The following is a 16,669-nucleotide window of genomic DNA, read 5'->3' as shown; positions in this document are numbered from 1 at the left end:
CTGCCGCTTCCCGCATCCCACGGCACCCGAACAGATAAAACGATGATGGAGACAACCCCTTACCTTGCGATCGACGTGGGCACCGGCAGCGTGCGCGCCGCGCTCGTCGACGCCAGCGGCAAGATCCGCCGGCTCGCCGCGCGCGAGCACGAACAGATCGTGCCGCGCTACGGCTGGTCCGAACAGCGTCCGCTCGACTGGTGGACGGGCGCGGTCGAGGCGATCCGCGAAGTGCTCGCCGCCGAACCCGGCGCGGCGCAGCAGATCGCGGCGATCTGCGCCTGCGGGCAAATGCACGGCACCGTGCTGATCGACGCAAACGGCCAGCTCACGCGCGACGCCGCGCCGCTCTGGAACGACAAGCGTTCGGCCCCGCAGGTCGAAGCGTTCCGCACACGTTACCGCAGCCAGGATGGCAGCGCCACGCGCGAACGCCACGACTACCTCGCGCGCACGGCGAATCCGCCCACGGCCGCGTGGCCCGCGTTCAAGCTCCAGTGGATCCGCGACCACGAACCCGACGCCTACGCGCGCGCCGCGACCGTCTTCATGCCGAAGGACTACGTGAACTTCCGCCTGACCGGCGAGCGCGCGTGCGACTGGAGCGACGCGTCGATGATGTTCCTGATGGACCCGCAAACGCGTACGTGGTCGCCCGCGATGTTCGACGAACTCGGCCTCGACATCCGCAAGATGCCGCCGATCCGCGCGCCGCAAGCGCTGCTCGGTCACGTGACGCGCGCCGCCGCCGCCGCGACCGGTCTGCGCGAAGGCACGCCCGTGCTGGTCGGCGCGGCGGACTATCCGGCTTCGGTGCTCGGCTCGGGCGTCTACGAACCGGGCCTCGCCTCCGATATCACCGGCACCTCCTCGATCATCACCGTGATCGCCGAGACGCCCATGCTGCACCCGGAAGTCTCGAACGTGGCCACCTGCGAAGGCCTGTGGGGCCGCTTCACGCTGCTCGACTCGGGCGGCGACGCCATGCGCTGGGCGCGCCGTGCATTCCACGAAAACTCGCTCTCTTATGAAGCCGTCGCGCGCAAGGCCGCCGAAGCGCCGGTCGGCGCAGAAGGCCTGTTTTTCCTGCCCTATCTGACCGGCGAACGCTTCGGCGATCATCCGAATTCGCGCGCGCAGTTCTTCGGCATCGCGGCGCGGCATGGGCTCGCGCATCTGCATCGCGCGGTGCTCGAAGGCGTGGCGTTCGGCGTGCGCCGCCATATGCAGATGATCCAGCCCGAAGGCGTGCCGATCGAACGTCTGGTGGCGGCGAGCGGCGGCGCGAAAGCCGCGCTCTGGCTCGACATCAAGGCGAGCATGTATCGCACGCCGATTCTCGTGCCCGCCGAAGTGGAATGCGGTGTTATCGGCTGCGCGCTGCTCGCCGCGACGGCGTCGGGGCAATTCGCCACGCTCGGCGACGCGGTGCGCAAGTTCGTGCGTTTCGAGCGTGAAGTGCAGCCCGATCCGCGCGCGAGCGATCTCTACGACCGCATGATGCCGCTGTTCGAGCGGCTCTACGTGAACGCCCAGCAGTTTTACGACGATCTCGACGCGCTGCACGACGCGAGCGCCACGACATCGTTGCAAGGAGAACGCGCATGAGCACGCGTACCGACACTTCGCCGCGCGCGGTCCTGTGGGACATGGACGGCACGCTCGCGCTCAGCGAACCGCTACACATGCGCACGCTGATCGCCGCGCTCGCGCACAACGGCGTGATCGCGGGCGACGAACTGCATCCGCTGATGTTCGGGCAGACGGGCAAGGCCGTGCACCGCATCGTGCAGGAACGCTTCGGAATCCAAACCGGTTTCTCTGACTGGTCGGCCTTTCGCGCCGCGCACTATGTGGCCGAAGCGCGGCATCTCGTGCCGCGGCCGGGTGCGCTGGAAGTGTGGCGCGCCGCCCAGGCCGCCGGGCTGCGCCAGGCGATCGTCTCGAACGCGGGACGCATGCTGCTCGAAGCGAATCTGAACGCGTTGGGCCTGCAAGCGCCCGAACTCGTTTCAGTCAGCGCCAACGATGTGCGCCACGGCAAGCCCGAGCCCGAGCCCTATCTGCGCGCCGCGTATCTGCTCGACGTGGCCGCGCGCGACGCGGTCGCTGTCGAGGACAGCCCGACCGGCGCGCAAGCCGCGCTCGCGGCAGGCATGCGCGTGCTCGGCTGGCCAGCGGAAGAAGCCCACGTCGCGCTGTTCCCGCCACAGGTTCAACTCGTGCGCAGCGCCGACGAACTCGCCGCCGCGCTCGGCCTTTCCCTCCCACCTTCGACCTCGCCACGATCATGCTGAAAACCAGTATCTTTCCCTCGCGCTACGTCCAGGGCGCGGGTGCGCTCGACACGCTCGACACCGAACTCGCGCGGCTCGGCACGCGCGCGGCCTGCCTCGTCGACCGCAATGTCGCGGGCCTGCTCGAACCGTCGCTCGCGCGCGCCGAGAAAGTCGCGCTGAACGTGCGCGCGGTGGACGCCGCCTGCACCGAGCGCGCGGTCGCCGAAACCGCCGACTGGATTCGTTCGAGCGGCGCGGACATCGTGGTCTCGTTCGGCGGCGGCAAGGTGATCGACACGGGCCGCGCCGCCGCCGACGATCTGCGCCTGCCGTTCGTCTGCGTGCCGACCATCGCGGCGTCGGATGCGCCGTGCAGCGCGCTCGCGGTGATCTACGACGACGAAGGCCGCGTGGTCTGCGACCGTTTCGTGCGACGCAATCCCGATCTCGTGCTGCTCGATACCGCCGTGATCGTGCGCGCGCCCGCGCGCTTTTTTATCGCCGGTATCGGCGACGCGCTGGCCACCTACTACGAAGCCGACGCCTGCCGCCGCGCCTACGCGCGCAACCTGTGCGGCGGACGCGGCACCGCGCTCGCCTTCGAAGCCGCGCGTCTCTGCCGCGACATGCTGTTCGCGCACGCGGCGCAAGCGGTCGCCGACTGCCGCGCCCAGCTCGTCACGCCCGACTTCGACGCCACGCTCGAAGCCACCGTGCTGCTCTCGGGCATCGGCTTCGAATCGGGCGGCGTGGCGGCGGCGCACGCGATCCATCACGGCCTCGCCGACCTGCCGTCCTCGCATGGCCTGCTGCACGGCGAGAAGGTGGCGATCGGCGTGCTCGCCTCGCTGTTTCTTTCGACGGTGCCCGACGAGGAACGCCGCCGCGTATTCGCGTTCTGCCGCGCGGTCGGATTGCCGACGCGCCTGCATCAAATCAACGTCGACGTGGCCGATACCGCCGCGCTCGGCATCGTCGCGGCGCGCGCCTGCCGCGCAGGCGAGATCATCCACAACGAGCCTTATCCGGTCGAACCGGCGATGGTCGTCGCCGCGCTCAAGGCCATGGATGCCTATGCCGCGCGACTCGACTCGCATCACAACACTCAGGATACCGAATGACTACGACGCAAAAACAGGAGTTGCATGCCTTTCGCCCCGGCCTGTTCGACGGCCGCACCGTGCTGGTATCGGGCGCGACCAGCGGCATCGGACTCGCGATCGCCGACGGCTTCGCGTCGCTCGGCGCTCAGGTGATCGCGACCGGCAGCTCGGCCACGAAGCTCGGCACGTTGCGCGCCGACTCGACGCTCTCGCACATTCGCTTCGCGCAACTCGACGTGCGCGACACACAGGCGATTCAGGATTTCGCGGCGAAAATAGACACGCTCGACGTGCTCGTGAACGCAGCGGGCGTCGCGCGACCGTTCGACGAATACCGCGACGACGTGTTTCGCGAAGTGCTCGACGTGAACCTCACGGCGGCGATGCGTCTTTCGATGGCGCTGCGCCCGCAACTCGAACGCACGAAAGGCTGCGTGATCAACGTGGCCTCGATGCTCAGCTATCTCGCCGACGTGGAAGTGCCCGCGTATTGCGCGAGCAAGACGGGCGTGCTCGGCCTCACGCGCTCGCTCGCGCATGCGTTCGGCGCCGCTGGCGTGCGCGTGAACGCGATTGCGCCGGGCTACCACCGCACTGACATGACGCGCCCGCTCTGGGAGTCGCCGAGTGCCGCGCAAAAGATCGCCGCTCGCAGCGCGCTCAAGCGCTGGGGCGAAGCGGAGGATCTGGTGGGCGCGACGCTGTTTTTGGCGTCACCCGGCGCGGCGTTCATCACCGGCGCGACTTTGCCGGTCGACGGCGGCTATGTGTCGGGTGCCTGACTGAGTGTGTCGAAGCACCGTTTCATCGAAAGGCCGACGGTCCATCCACCTTGAAAATCGCGGCCGTCGGCGCGCCGCTATCTGCCTGCGGTGACGCCGAGCTAAACCACCCGCGACAGCAGCGGCCGCCCGGCGTCATCCACGCTTAGAAGCGGTGCATGATGCCGGTCTCGACCAGCGTCTGACTTTGACTGGACGATGGCGCCGCCGTGTAGATCTGCGCATACGTGCCGGGGCCACTGGCACGCTGATAAATCCCGGCCACGTAAAGCTCGGTGCGTTTGGACAGGAAATAATGGGCCGCGAGATCGAGCTGGTTATAGTGAATCGAACGCGCGGATGAATAATTACCGAGCGTGTAGACGTATGAAAGCCCTAATTCCACGAAGGGCGTGATGAACTTGTATGCCGAGGCTTCGAAGTTCTGCAAGCGCAGTCCGGTCGAATCCGAATAGTTGAACAGTACGTTCGTGTAGTTGCCGAGCACGTGGAACGAGCCGAAATCGTAGCTGCCGCCCACGCCCATGATGCGCTGTTCATCCGTGCCCGCGCCATGCAGACTCGTCACGAAGGGCGAGCTGAATCCCCATCCGGTACTGTCCACTGCGCCGCTCGTCAGGTTCGACGGCACGGCATTGCTGCGGCGGTTGAATTCGGTGATCGCAGCCGCCACTTTCAACGGACCGTGCTCATACGAAATCGAGCCGCTGAAACCGTTGTTGTTCGCGAACTCGGTCGAATTGGAAAACGCGTAGCTGCCCGCGAATTTAAACCCGTACCAGTTCGGCGACGCATAGCGCACGGAATTGTTGAAGCGGTTGGTGAAGAACATATTGTCGTTGTCGCCGATATGCGCGCCGTAGCCCGCGAACACGTTCGACGCCGTGGTGAAATACATCGTGCTGGTCATCTCTTCGTACTGGCGGCCCATCGTCAAGGAGCCCGCGCGGTCGTTGCTCAGCCCCACCCAGGCCTGCCGTCCGAAGATGCCGCCGTTAAGCTGCGCGCCATTCGTGACGTTGAAACCGTTCTCCAATGTGAAAATGGCCTTCGTGCCGCCACCCAGATCCTCCACGCCGCGAAAGCCGAAACGCGGCGGCATCATCCCGGCGTTCGACAAGGCGAACAGATGATTGCCCTTGGCGTTGCTCACATATTCGAGCGATTCCGAAATCACGCCATAGAGCGTGATGCTGCTCTGTGCGTGCGCCGTACCCACGCCGCCGAGCATCGAAGCGATGCATAGGCCCAGCACGCGCTTGCGCAGCATGCGAAATTTCCGCTGATCCATCTTGTCTCCTTAGTCATCCTGATTGTTTTATCGACTACTTGTCTTGTTCGCGTCCCTTGCCGCGCCGATGATTTCGACTGCGGCAAGGGCGGTACAACGGGTTGTGTCAGTTCCCTCCTGCCACCGTGGGTGCGGGCGCGCCCGTCTCGTTCGTCCGCGCCTGCGCGCGTCCCCAGATTGGCAACGGCGCGAGTTGCAGCAGCGTGGCAAGCAGCACGAAGCCGATCCGCACGGTCCAGCCGCTTTCGTGGAAACTCGCGAAGATCGCGGGCGGCCCGAGCAGCACGCCCAGATAAGTCGCCTGCGCCACGAGTCCGCTGGTTGCGCCCATTGTCGCGAGGCTCGGCGCGGCGGCGGGCACCATCGTCCAGATGAGACCGTTCACGAGGCCAATGCCCAGCGAGAAGACGCAGACCGCCACCACAGCGCCGCCGAAGCCCGTCATCGGCAGATAGAGCGCGACGCCGCCCAGCAGCGCGACCACTCCGCCCACCGACGCGAGCAGGCGCGCACCGACGCCGCCCTTGAGCAGATGGCCGACGGAGAGGCAGCCGACGCACACGAACACTTCTGCCACCGTCCCCACGCCGGCCGCCGTGCGGATCGGTACGCCAAATGTCTTCGCGAGATAGACCGTGAGCGCCGCCATGATGCCAGTCTGAATGAACGCCGAGGCGCCCGACGCGAGCGCCACGCGATATGGACGCGGGCTCCTGAGCACGGTCCAGATGTCCGCGAGACGGCGCGCCGGCAGATTGCGCGCCTTGCCCGGCAGCAGAAAGCCCGCAAGCGCCAGCGCCGCCATCAGGATCGCGTGGCCGCCGAACGCCCAGCGCCACATCTCGCCGCGCTGCGCGAGCGGCGCAACGACACTCAGCGTGAGGCCGATGCCCACCGCCGTATGCGAGGTCCACAGACCGAGCGCGATGCCCCGGCGCGCGCCCGTCGTCGTGCGCATGATGAGCGTCACCGCGCCGACCGTCAGCGAGAGATAGCCGACGCCTTCGAGCAGCCGCCACGCGAACAGCGACGTCACGTCGTGCGCGAACACCACGCCCAGATTGCCCGCGAGCCCGAACAGCGACCCGCCGACAATCACACGCTTGTCGCCGATACGGTCGACGACCCAGCCGCCGAACAGCGCGAAGACCGCCGTGATGAGCGAGGGAATCGAGATGACCCAGCCCGCTGCGGCATGAGAGAGCCCGAACTGCCGCGCGATATCGCCGATGACGGGCACCGACTGCGTGACGAGCGAAGTCGCAACGGTGCCGTACAGATACAGCAAAAGGATGCAGGGCCAGCTGCCTGGGGTAAGCATGATGTTGTCTCCGATCTATGTTTTTTGTGGCGCTGCCGTCACCGCTTCAGCGGCCGTCGATGCGGCCGGCATGAACCCGGCAATTATGCGGCAAGCGTCGCGCCCGCGGCGGCGCCCGTCTGCCAGTCGAGCAGGCGGCAGAGATTGCCGCCCATGACGTCCGCGCGTTCGGCCTCGGACAGCCACGGCAGCGCCTCGCTAAAGTGGGTCACGCACTGCCGGTACGGATGATGCAGCCGCGAAAAATCGCTGGCCCACACGATGCGCTGCGCGCCGAAGGCATCGAAGATCTGCCGCAAGGTCGGCTCGATCGAGCGGAACGGCCAGGGATCGAGCGCGTAATCGCCCACGCCCGCCGCCTTCACCGACACGTTCGGATAGCGCGCGAGCGCGAGCAGCGCGGGCAGATGATCGAACGCCGCCGGCCCGCTCGCGCCACGCGGCACGCCGAGGTGATCGACGATCAGACGCAGCCGCGGAAAGCGCCGCGCGATGGACTCCGCTTCGCCGAGCGCGCCCGGCACATGCAGCGCGATGACGAGCCCGCTTTCCTGAGCCAGAGGCCAGACGCGCTCGTAGCGCCCTTCAAGCAGCGGCGCGATGCGTTCCGGCGTGTTGAACAGAAAGCGCACGCCGCGCATGCCCGGCGTGTCCTGCCAGCGCGCGAGCGCGGCGACCGGGTCTTCGCAGTCGGCGGGCAGCAGGCCCATGACCGCGAAACGATCCGGCTCCGCCTGAGCCAGCGCGAGCGAGTACGCGTTGCCTTCCGGGTCCCAAAGCGGCGGCACGAGCAGGACGCGGTCCACGCCCGCGCGCGCCATTTCGTCCACGAGGACGTCGCGCGTGACCGGCGCGCGGCGATGATGGCCGGTCGAATTTCCGCTCACCCATGCGTGCACCTGGGCATCGACGATTTGCATGCTGTTTTCCTTCAATTTCAAAGTTGACCTGGGCTGCCCGGCTTCATGCTTCGGCGCGTGCGCTGGCGAACAGCCGACCAGCGCCCTCGATGCGGCCCCGCCAGCCCGCGAGCCGCAGCACGGCCCAGAGCGTGGCCTGATTGCTCGTCACCACGGGCAGGCCGAGCGACGTTTCCAGTTCGTGCGCGGCCTCGAAGGCCCGCACGTTCGCGCACGAGAGCAGGACCGCGCCGATATTGGCGTCGATCTGCTCGCGCACGATGGCGGCGATGCGCTGCGGCGTCATCAGCGCGGCTTCCTTCGCGTCGGTGAAGCCGAGCGAGACCGTGCGCGCGACATCGTGACCCGACGCTTCGAGCGATTCGCGTTCGATGCGCGAGAACACATCCGCGAAGGGGCAAACGTGCAGAATGCGTTCGCAGCGCAGCGCCGCCAGCGCTTCCTTGATCGCGACCATCGTGTTCGTCGCGGGCAGGCCGAGACGTTCGCCCAGACGCTGCGCGAGCACCGCGTCGCCCTGCGCGCCGTTCGCCACGCTCGCGCCCGTGCAGTTGAATACCACCGCATCCGGCGACAGATCCTTCAGGTAGTCCGCCTCGTCGGCGGCTTCGAGCCAGGCGCGTTGCAGGCTCTCCATCGTCACGCGGCCGCCCTCCTTTCTCAGCCGGATGCGATGCACGTGATACGCCACGTCGTCGGGACAGAACAGGCGGAAATCGTCCTCGGCGATGGTGTTCAGCGACGGCACCACCATGCCCACGCGTACTTTCTTCATCTCGTTCCTCGTTGCTTGCGAATGCCGCGCTCACGCCGAAAAGCGCTGCGGGCTCGAATTCAGTGTATTTTTCGGCGCTTTGCGCCACCAATCGGAAAACGGCCGTCGCCATTCGTTTTTTCTGAATCGACGCGATCGCGCCGGAACGTGATCGTTCTCACTGCCCGCCGCGGTCGTTGGCCGGTGCCATGACGGCGGGTGTCTCGCGCTGCTCGAAGCTTTCGTCGAGCGCTTCCAGCGTCTTGCCGCGCGCCTCGATCCCGACGAACAGATAGGTCACGCCGCACAGCAGCAGACACAACGCGAGAAACTGGAACGCCGGTACGATCACGCCGAGCGTCGCCGAAGGCATCACCATGTTGCTTGACCCGGCGACCCACGCGAGCCCGATCGGCCCGATCATCTTGCCGACGGAACCGGTGAGCCCGGCGTAGCCCGCGCCGCTGCCGCGCAGGCGCGTCGGCCAGATTTCCGTGGAGTAGACGGCGCAGACCGAGAAGCTGCCGTCGGCGAACACGAAGGCGAGCAGCAGCGACAGCCAGAACCACGCGGGCGTGAGCAGGTCGCCGTGTCCCACGTAGCCCGCGCACAGCGCCGCGAGCGCCGCGCCGATCGCGAACCAGCCGCCCGTGCGGCGGCGGCCGAAGCGGTCCGCGAGATACGCCGCCGCGAGACGCGAAACGATCCCGCACACGCTGAAGCCGATCATCAGACGCGACGCGCCAGCGGGCGTGAGCGATTGCACCTGGGCGAGCAGGGTCGGCGCCCACAGCACGATGCCGTAGTAGCCCGCGATCAGTCCGATGTTGACGAGCGTGGCCGTCACGACGCTGCGCGGATACGCGAAGATCCCGGACCAGCGCGCGGGCGGCGCGGCGCGAACCGGCGTCTCGCTGTCACGCCATTGCACCTCGGCGCCCAGCGCCCACTGCACCGACTGACGCGCTTCCTCGCGGCGTCCTTGCAGGTTCAGCCAGCGCGGCGATTCAGGCACGTAGAACGCACCGATCAGCGCGACGATTGCAGGCGCGGCGCCGAGCGCGAACGTCAAACGCCAGCCGATGGCGGGAATCACAAACGCGCCGCTGAATGCGCCGAGCAACAGTCCGCAGGTGGTGATCGCCGACACGACGCCCGTGAGCACGGCGCGTCGGCGCGGCGGAATGAATTCGTTGACGAGCGCGATCTGGATGAAATAGCCGCCGGTGCAAAAGCCGATCACGGTGCGCAGCGCGGCCATGTAGATCCAGCCGCCCGCAGGCGTGAACGCGAGGCCGAGGCTCATCGCCGCGAGCAGCAGCAGCGAGGCCACGAACACGGGCTTGCGGCCGAGCCGGTCGGCCATCATGCCCCACACCACGCCGCCCACGATCGCGCCCGCGCCGGACGCCAGCAGCACCGCGCCCATCATCCCGTATGTCATGCCCCACGGCTTGACGAGGAACGCCATGATGAAACCGATCAGGTACGCGTCCCAGAACTCCAGCATGCTGCCGACGCCGATCAGCGCGAGCAGCATGCGCTGGTTGCGGCTCAAGCTGCGTTGATCCTGAAAAGGGCTCTGCCCGCTTTGTATGAACTGCATCTCGACCTCCGTCTCCTGAGAGGCGTGCCGCCCATGTGGTGCGGCGCCTGTGTCATTGTCAGGATTCCGATTCTAGTGACGGGTCGAGTTCACGCGGCATAGGAAAAGAGCGCGTGGTCATCAGTTGTTGCTGTGCAGTTCGGCGAGGGCCGCAACGCGTGCGCGTTCAGGCGTCCAGCGTCTTGCGTTCGCGCAGTTGCGGAAAGCGCCATGCCCAGGCGAGCGCGACACAACACGTCAGCGCGCCGCCCAGCACGACCGCGCCGATCGGTCCGATCATGCTGGCGAGCGAGCCCGATTCGAACTCGCCTAGCTGATTGCTCGCGCCGACGAAAATCGCGTTGACGGCGCTCACGCGCCCGCGCATGTCGTCGGGCGTTTCGAGTTGCACCAGTGTCTGGCGGATCACCACGCTCACCATGTCCGCCGCGCCGGTCACGACGAGCGCGAGCATCGAAAGCACGAGGTTCGTCGAGACACCGAATACGACTGTCGCGAGACCGAACACGCCGATCGCCGCCAGCAAGGTGATGCCGACGCGCCGTCGCGGCGGATGACGCACGAGCCAGAGCGACATCGCGAAGGCACCGATGGCGGGCGCGGCGCGCAGCCAGCCGAGCATCGCGGGGCCGCCGTGCAGAATGGTGTCGGCGTAGATCGGCAACAGCGCCACAGCGCCGCCGAACAGCACGGCGAACAGATCGAGGCTGATGGCCGCGAGCACCACCGGCTTGCGCCACACGAACACTAGGCCGCCCGCGAGTTCGCCGAGCGACGCGCCCTTTTTCACGCGCGCAGGCTCCGACGCGTGCGCGCGCAATCGCGCCGCCATCACGAGCCCAGCGAGAAACAGCAGCGCGGCAACGCCATACACGACGCCGATGCCGAGACTCACGAGCAGACCGCCCAGCGCGGGGCCGAGGATCACGCTCGACTGCGAACCGGTGGAGACGGCCGCCATCGCACGGCTCAGCGCGGCGGGCGGCACCGTGGCGGGCACGAGCGCCTGTAGCGCGGGCATCTGGAACGCACGCGCGGCGCCGAGCAGCAGCGACGCGTACAACAGGCCATCGCGCGTGAGGCCATGGCGGTACGTGGCCCACGTCATCGCCGTGGCGATCAGCCCTTGCACGAGCAGGCAGACGAGCACGATGCGCGCGCGCGGCCAGCAATCGGCCGCGTGTCCCGCAGGCAAGGTCAGCAACAGCACGGGAACGAACTGATAGAGCCCGACCAGCGCGAGTGCCCACGCATCGTGCGTGAGCGCGTACATCTGCCAGCCGATGGCGACGAACAGCATCTGGATGCTCACTGTCCACGCGACGCGCACGGCGAGCAGGCAGCGAAACGGCGCACAGGCGAACAGCCGGACATCCGCGCGCGCGGACGCGAAGGCGACGGAGGAGTCAGTCGACATGAGAGGGCAATCCACAGGAAAAACGCGCGCAGCCGGGCGGCGCATCGGCCGATGCGCGCGTGTAAAGAGGCGGGAAAATACGCTTTGACGCGCGTCGAGCGACGCGTGGAATCTCAGCGGGAACGCGGTCAGGCGCTGACGATCAGCGCTCCGAAAACGGCGGCTCGCCCTGCCCGCCCGTCATCGCCAGCGCATTGCGGCGCACGCTGCGCAGAAAGGTCTCCTGCACATCGTTGGGCTGCCAGTCGCGCCGCGCCGTGATGCCGACCACCGGACCGTCCCAGGGCACGTCGATCATCAGCGGCGCGAGCAGGCCGAAACGCCGCTCGCTCAGCACCTCGGTCCAGCTCAGCACCGTCAGCATGTCGCTATCGAACAGCGTGATGCGGATCGTCGAGAGCGAATAGGTTTCGATGCTCGCGAACGGCGTCGCGCCATCGGAAAACACGTATTCGTAGGCTTCGCGGCGCGGCGAACTGCGCGGCGGCACGATCCACTGATAGTTGCGCAACGCGTCCGCCGTCACGACGGTCTCGCGCGCGAGCGGATGATCGCGGCGCGCGACCACGCAATAACGCTCGTGATAAAGCGGCGACTCGACGAAATCGAACGACGCATCCGGCTGCTTGAGCACGCCCAGCATGAAGTCGATTTCGCCGCGCAGCAGTTTGGTGAGCAACTGATCGTAGGTGCCGTTGATCACCACCACGCGCGCATCGGGAAACTGCGCGCTCAACTCGCGGATCGCGCTCACGATAAGAATCGACGGATCGAGCAGCAGCACGCCCACCGTCACGCTCAGCTCGCGCGGAAACTGATACGCGTGCAGCGCGTCGGTCATCGCGGCGATCAGGTTCGAGATCGTCTTGAGCTGGCGCGCGAAGGTCTTTCCAGCCTCGGTCGTCGTGACGCCCGAGGCCGAATGGCGGTAAAGGGGCGCGCCGAGATTCTGTTCAAGCGTGCGCGCGGCGCGCTGCAACGACGCCTCCGTGATGCTGAGCAGGCGCGCCGCCGCGCGAAACGAGCCGCACTCCGCGATGGCGATCAGGCAGCGCATCTGCGTGCGCGTGATGCCGCCCACCAACACCGCCGCCGCGACGTTGCGCGTGCTGCCCACCTCGCTCACCGCGTCCTGCGCCGCTTGCAGGATCTTGCGCGTGCGCACCAGCGCCGCCACACCGGCAGGCGCCAGCCACGTGCCCGTGGTCGAGCGCTCGAACAGGCTCACGCCCATCAGCGACTCGAACGCCGCGAGACACGAGGTGGTCGCCGGCTGCGAACGCAGCAGTTCCTGCGAAGCCTGCGTCACGTTCTCATGCCGCGCGACCGCCTCGAACACGCGCAACTGCCAGAGACTCGGCTGTTCGACCGCGGCTTCAATCTGCTCGATGGGTGACGCCACGACCGATGCCATGATGCCGCTTTCCGATAAGGAGAAGGTTTCCATATAGCACAGCGCTCCGGCAGTGCGCGACCAGGTTTCCTACCCGGTCACGCGGTTGCGCAGCGTACCGATGCGCTCGATGGTGATTGCGCATTCGTCGCCGGGCTTCATGAAAACGGGCGGCGTGCGCGAGAAACCGACGCCGCTCGGCGTGCCCGTCGCGAGAATATCGCCTGCGTGCAGCGGCGCAATCGACGAGACATATTCGATGAAGCGCGGAATCTTGTGCACCATGCTCGCCGCCGTGTCGTCCTGCATGATCTGACCATTGAGCGTCGTCTGGATGCGCAGCGCCCCGACGTCGCCGACTTCATCGCGCGGCACGATCCAGGGACCGATCGCCCCGCTCTGATAGAAGTTCTTGCCGGGCGTGATCTGGCGCGTATGGAACTGCCAGTCGCGCACGCTGCCTTCGTTCATGATCGTGTAGCCCGCCACGTGCTCGAACGCGTTCTCCGCCTTCACGCGATAACCGGGCTTGCCGATCACCACGACGAGTTCGCCCTCGTAGTCGAACTGCTCGCTCACGCCCGGATGGCGCAGCGCCTGGCCGTGGCCGACGAGCGAGTCGCTGGCGCGCGCGAACAGCGCCGGCTGCTTCGGCAATTCCTGCACGCGTCCCGCGCCCTGCACTTCGTTGTGATGCTCGACGTAGTTGAGCGCGAGGCACCAGATATGGACCGGATGCGCGATCGGCGGCAAGAAGGTGATGTCGGCGAGCGCGTAATCGGGACGCGCATCGGCCTGCGCGAACGCCTCGCGCGGCAGGTCCGCTTCGCAGAACGCCTTGAGCGTCGGGAAGCGATCGCCGATGCGCTTGCCGAGATCGATCACGTTATCGCCGTCGACGATGCCCCACGTCTCGCGGCCGTCAACCAGAAAGCTTGCATATTTCATGCGGTTTCTCCTCACTATTACGATTTGCGGATGGCGCTCAAACGCGACGGGACTCAGACGAGCCCGGCGTAAGAACCGCCGTCGAGTTGCAGGTTCTGTCCCGAGATGAAGCCCGCCTGCGCGCTGCACAGGAACGCACAGGCGTCGCCGAATTCCATCGGATCGCCGAGGCGTTTCGCGGCGATCGTCGCGGCAATGCGCTGCTTCGCTTCGGCGACCGTGATGCCGTCCTTCTTGGACATGCGATCGGCCATATAGCGCTGACGATCGGTGTCGAAGCGTTCGGGCAGCATGTTGTTGATCGTGACGTTATCGACCACCGAATCGCGCTGCACCGACTTGCTGAGCGCCGTGAGCCCCGCGCGCACGGCGGCGGACAGCCCCATCGTCGCGCTCGGCGACTTCACCATCGCCGAGGTGATGTTGACGATGCGGCCGAACTTGCGGCTGCGCATGCCGGGCACGAAGTGCTTGATCAGGAAGATCGGGGCGAGCATGTTGCCCTCGACCGCGCCGAGCCAGTCCTCGCGGCTCCAGTCGGCGATCTTGCCCGGCTCCGGGCCCGCGTTGTTGTTGACGAGAATGTCCGGCTCCGGGCAGGCGGCCGCGAGCGCCTCGCGCCCCGCTTCGGTGGTCAGATCGGCGACCACGATCTCCGGGCGGTTGCCCGTGGCCGCCTCGATCTGCTGCGCGGCCGTTTCCAGCGCGTCGGCGTGACGTCCGTTGATGAAGACGCGGCATCCTTCGCGCGCCAGCGCCGTGGCGCAGGCGAGTCCGAGGCCGCGCGACGAGGCGCATACGAGCGCCGTTTTTCCGGCGATTCCAAGATTCATGTGGCTCTCTCTGGGAGGTGTCGATCAGTCCTGGCAGCGATACTTCAGGCCGGGATAGACATGCAGGGCGTTGTTGCAGAACACGTCGTGGCGATGCGCGTCGCACAGATGCGGCGTGGCGCTCACGTAGCGGCGCGTGTCGTCGTAGTTATGGCCGGTGCGCGGATCGACGCCCTTGACCGCGCCGATCATCTCCGAGCCGAACAGAATGTTCCGGTGCGGCACGACTTCGGCAAGCAGGTTCACGCCCGCCTGGTGATACACGCAGGTGTCGAAGAACAGGTTGTTCATCAGGCCGTCTTCGAGCGTCTTGAAGCCCATGTCCTGCGCGAGTCCGCGATAGCGTCCCCAGTGATACGGCACCGCGCCGCCGCCGTGCGGAATGACGAAGCGCAGCGTCGGGAAGTCCTCGAACAGTTGCGGCGCGAGCAGGAACTGCATGAACGCCGTGGTGTCGCCGTTCAGATAGTGCGCGCCGACGTGGTGAAAGCACGGATTGCACGAGCTGCTCACGTGGATCATCGCCGGCACGTCGAGTTCGACCATCTTCTCGTAGAGCGGGTAGTAGCGGCGGTCGGTGAGCGGCGAATCGGTCCAGTAGCCGCCCGACGGATCGGGATTCAGATTGCAGCCGACGAAACCGAGTTCGGTCACGCAGCGCTCCAGCTCCGCGACACACGCGCTCACGTCCTTGCCCGGCGATTGCGGCAGCTGGCACACGCCGGCGAAATTGCGCGGATAAAGCTGCACGACGCGATGAATCAGGTCGTTGCAGACGCGCGCCCATTCGATGCCCTGCTCGAGCGTGCCGAGGTGATGGCCCATCTGTCCCGCGATCGGCGAGAACAGCGTGAGGTCGAGGCCGCGCTCGCGCTGCGCCTTGAGCTGGCCGTTTTCGAGCGCGTCGCGCAGTTCGTCGTCGCTGATATCGAGCGGCGCGCCATAGACGGGGCCTGCGTGTTCGAGCTGACGGCGGCGCCATTCGTGCAGCGCCTTGGGAACGGTCGTGAAGTGACCGTGACAATCGATGATCATGGCATTCGGCCTGGTAATGAAAGTGAAAGTGACGATTGATCAGTCCTGCCAGGCAACGATCGGCGTGGCCTGTTTGACGAAGCGCTCGGGCGGCTTTTCGCCCGTGTCGTAGCTCATGCCGTCACCGATGCGGATGCGGTTGAACCCGCTCGCCGCGGTCATGCGCTCCTGCGAGATCCAGTGTTCGTGCATCTGCCCGAACGGGCTCATCCAGTAGTCGAAAATCTGGCTGCCGAGCGCGTGTCGGCCAATGCCGCGCACGTGGTCGTATTCGCGCTGCGCGAGATGGTCGTAGCCGAAGAAAATATCGTCGACGCCTTCCACCTGATACGAGACGTGATGCAATCCCGCGCGCGGGCCGCGCAGCAGAAACACGACGTGATGATCGACCGGCGTCTCGCCGAGATCGACGCGGCTGAAGCGGCCGATCACGTTGTCGGGTTCGCCGACGAACAGCTCGTCGGTCGGCAGCAGGCCGAGCGTGCGCTGATACCACGCGATCGACTGCTGCAATTGCGGCGTGGCGAACGCCGTATGCGCGATGCGCTCCACGCGCGCCGCGCCGAGCGCGCGGCTCTCGCCCGTCTCGCCGCGCACGAGCGCACGCGGTGTCAGACGCGCTACCGGCTCGCGCGCCGTAACGAATTCGAGCCAGAAACCGTCCGGGTCCTGAACGCGCACGCGCTGGCCGCCGCCGGGGCCGTCGATCTGTTCGATGCCGCGCGCGCCGGGCAGCTTCGCCACCTCGCCGAGCAGCGCGGGGGCGCGCAGTTCATAGGCGCAACTCACGACGCCGGGGTCGCCCAGTTCGGTCACGTGCAGGAAAGGCGCTTCGCCCACGCCGCGCATGTAGAGGCGCTGGGCGTCGCGATGGACTTTCACCATGCCGAAGTCGGTGAGAAAGGCTTCCATGCGCCCCAGGTCGGGGGCGCTCAGCCGGACATAGGCGATACCTGAAATGGTCGAGGCCAAGTGTGTCTCCTTGCG

At 66.8% G+C, this 16,669-nt stretch carries 15 protein-coding genes; 4 read left to right on the top strand and 11 right to left on the bottom strand.

What is annotated here, in order from left to right; genetic code table 11:
• The first annotated feature begins 42 nt into the window (after nucleotides 1–42).
• From LDO54_RS22835 to LDO54_RS22820, 4 genes are read left to right on the top strand one after another with little or no spacing between them, the layout of a single operon-like run.
• Nucleotides 43–1,608 carry a xylulokinase gene (locus tag LDO54_RS22835; protein WP_224012931.1) on the top strand — a complete coding sequence of 522 codons (1,566 nt, stop codon included), beginning with the start codon at nucleotides 43–45 and terminating at the stop codon, nucleotides 1,606–1,608.
• A complete protein-coding gene (locus tag LDO54_RS22830; RefSeq protein WP_224012930.1) occupies nucleotides 1,605–2,297 on the top strand; it encodes an HAD family hydrolase in 693 nt (230 codons plus the stop codon). Before LDO54_RS22835 ends, LDO54_RS22830 begins: the two co-directional genes overlap by 4 nt.
• Nucleotides 2,291–3,400, top strand: a complete 1,110-nt coding sequence (locus tag LDO54_RS22825; protein WP_224012929.1) for a glycerol dehydrogenase — start codon at nucleotides 2,291–2,293, stop codon at nucleotides 3,398–3,400. Before LDO54_RS22830 ends, LDO54_RS22825 begins: the two co-directional genes overlap by 7 nt.
• Nucleotides 3,397–4,164: an SDR family NAD(P)-dependent oxidoreductase gene (locus LDO54_RS22820; protein WP_224012928.1), complete on the top strand. Its 768-nt coding sequence runs from the start codon at nucleotides 3,397–3,399 to the stop codon at nucleotides 4,162–4,164. The genes LDO54_RS22825 and LDO54_RS22820 overlap by 4 nt, the downstream gene beginning before the upstream one ends.
• A 145-nt stretch (nucleotides 4,165–4,309) precedes the next feature.
• Here the strand turns inward: LDO54_RS22820 and LDO54_RS22815 are convergent, their stop codons facing one another.
• The 11 genes from LDO54_RS22815 to LDO54_RS22765 form a co-directional block, all read right to left on the bottom strand.
• Nucleotides 4,310–5,455, bottom strand: coding sequence for a porin (locus LDO54_RS22815; protein ID WP_224012927.1), 1,146 nt, complete (start codon nucleotides 5,453–5,455; stop codon nucleotides 4,310–4,312).
• A gap of 106 nt (nucleotides 5,456–5,561) precedes the next feature.
• Nucleotides 5,562–6,776, bottom strand: a complete 1,215-nt coding sequence (locus tag LDO54_RS22810; protein WP_224012926.1) for an MFS transporter — start codon at nucleotides 6,774–6,776, stop codon at nucleotides 5,562–5,564.
• Nucleotides 6,777–6,859: 83 nt separating this feature from the next.
• The gene (locus LDO54_RS22805) at nucleotides 6,860–7,696 is read right to left on the bottom strand and encodes an amidohydrolase family protein (protein WP_224012925.1); all 837 of its coding nucleotides are present in this window, start codon (nucleotides 7,694–7,696) and stop codon (nucleotides 6,860–6,862) included.
• Nucleotides 7,697–7,739: 43 nt separating this feature from the next.
• A complete protein-coding gene (locus LDO54_RS22800; protein WP_224012924.1) occupies nucleotides 7,740–8,471 on the bottom strand; it encodes a maleate cis-trans isomerase family protein in 732 nt (243 codons plus the stop codon).
• A 157-nt stretch (nucleotides 8,472–8,628) separates the two neighbouring features.
• Nucleotides 8,629–10,008, bottom strand: coding sequence for an MFS transporter (locus LDO54_RS22795; protein WP_224012923.1), 1,380 nt, complete (start codon nucleotides 10,006–10,008; stop codon nucleotides 8,629–8,631).
• Between the two features lie 214 nt (nucleotides 10,009–10,222).
• A complete protein-coding gene (locus LDO54_RS22790; protein ID WP_224012922.1) occupies nucleotides 10,223–11,473 on the bottom strand; it encodes an MFS transporter in 1,251 nt (416 codons plus the stop codon).
• A gap of 142 nt (nucleotides 11,474–11,615) precedes the next feature.
• The gene (locus LDO54_RS22785) at nucleotides 11,616–12,920 is read right to left on the bottom strand and encodes a LysR family transcriptional regulator (protein WP_224012921.1); all 1,305 of its coding nucleotides are present in this window, start codon (nucleotides 12,918–12,920) and stop codon (nucleotides 11,616–11,618) included.
• A 36-nt stretch (nucleotides 12,921–12,956) separates the two neighbouring features.
• Nucleotides 12,957–13,814 (bottom strand): fumarylacetoacetate hydrolase family protein, encoded by an 858-nt coding sequence (locus LDO54_RS22780; protein ID WP_224012920.1) that lies wholly within the window; start codon nucleotides 13,812–13,814, stop codon nucleotides 12,957–12,959.
• A gap of 53 nt (nucleotides 13,815–13,867) precedes the next feature.
• Complete coding sequence (locus LDO54_RS22775; RefSeq protein WP_224012919.1) at nucleotides 13,868–14,647, bottom strand: SDR family oxidoreductase; 780 nt, start codon at nucleotides 14,645–14,647, stop codon at nucleotides 13,868–13,870.
• Between the two features lie 24 nt (nucleotides 14,648–14,671).
• The gene (locus LDO54_RS22770; protein WP_224012918.1) at nucleotides 14,672–15,682 is read right to left on the bottom strand and encodes an amidohydrolase family protein; all 1,011 of its coding nucleotides are present in this window, start codon (nucleotides 15,680–15,682) and stop codon (nucleotides 14,672–14,674) included.
• A gap of 39 nt (nucleotides 15,683–15,721) precedes the next feature.
• Nucleotides 15,722–16,654 carry a VOC family protein gene (locus LDO54_RS22765; RefSeq protein ID WP_224012917.1) on the bottom strand — a complete coding sequence of 311 codons (933 nt, stop codon included), beginning with the start codon at nucleotides 16,652–16,654 and terminating at the stop codon, nucleotides 15,722–15,724.
• Between the last annotated feature and the right edge of the window lie 15 nt (nucleotides 16,655–16,669).

The organism is Paraburkholderia tropica, from assembly GCF_914484835.1.
GTDB lineage: Bacteria > Pseudomonadota > Gammaproteobacteria > Burkholderiales > Burkholderiaceae > Paraburkholderia > Paraburkholderia tropica_A.
This window is presented reverse-complemented; position numbering and strand designations above follow the sequence as displayed.

Coding starts and splice junctions, on each gene's coding strand:
- LDO54_RS22800 (WP_224012924.1), bottom strand. CDS start 8,471: ATGAAGAAAGTACGCGTGGGCATGGTGGTGCCGTCGCTGAACACCATC.
- LDO54_RS22770 (WP_224012918.1), bottom strand. CDS start 15,682: ATGATCATCGATTGTCACGGTCACTTCACGACCGTTCCCAAGGCGCTG.
- LDO54_RS22820 (WP_224012928.1), top strand. CDS start 3,397: ATGACTACGACGCAAAAACAGGAGTTGCATGCCTTTCGCCCCGGCCTG.
- LDO54_RS22815 (WP_224012927.1), bottom strand. CDS start 5,455: ATGGATCAGCGGAAATTTCGCATGCTGCGCAAGCGCGTGCTGGGCCTA.
- LDO54_RS22805 (WP_224012925.1), bottom strand. CDS start 7,696: ATGCAAATCGTCGATGCCCAGGTGCACGCATGGGTGAGCGGAAATTCG.
- LDO54_RS22825 (WP_224012929.1), top strand. CDS start 2,291: ATGCTGAAAACCAGTATCTTTCCCTCGCGCTACGTCCAGGGCGCGGGT.
- LDO54_RS22780 (WP_224012920.1), bottom strand. CDS start 13,814: ATGAAATATGCAAGCTTTCTGGTTGACGGCCGCGAGACGTGGGGCATC.
- LDO54_RS22785 (WP_224012921.1), bottom strand. CDS start 12,920: ATGGAAACCTTCTCCTTATCGGAAAGCGGCATCATGGCATCGGTCGTG.
- LDO54_RS22830 (WP_224012930.1), top strand. CDS start 1,605: ATGAGCACGCGTACCGACACTTCGCCGCGCGCGGTCCTGTGGGACATG.
- LDO54_RS22810 (WP_224012926.1), bottom strand. CDS start 6,776: ATGCTTACCCCAGGCAGCTGGCCCTGCATCCTTTTGCTGTATCTGTAC.
- LDO54_RS22790 (WP_224012922.1), bottom strand. CDS start 11,473: ATGTCGACTGACTCCTCCGTCGCCTTCGCGTCCGCGCGCGCGGATGTC.
- LDO54_RS22835 (WP_224012931.1), top strand. CDS start 43: ATGATGGAGACAACCCCTTACCTTGCGATCGACGTGGGCACCGGCAGC.
- LDO54_RS22775 (WP_224012919.1), bottom strand. CDS start 14,647: ATGAATCTTGGAATCGCCGGAAAAACGGCGCTCGTATGCGCCTCGTCG.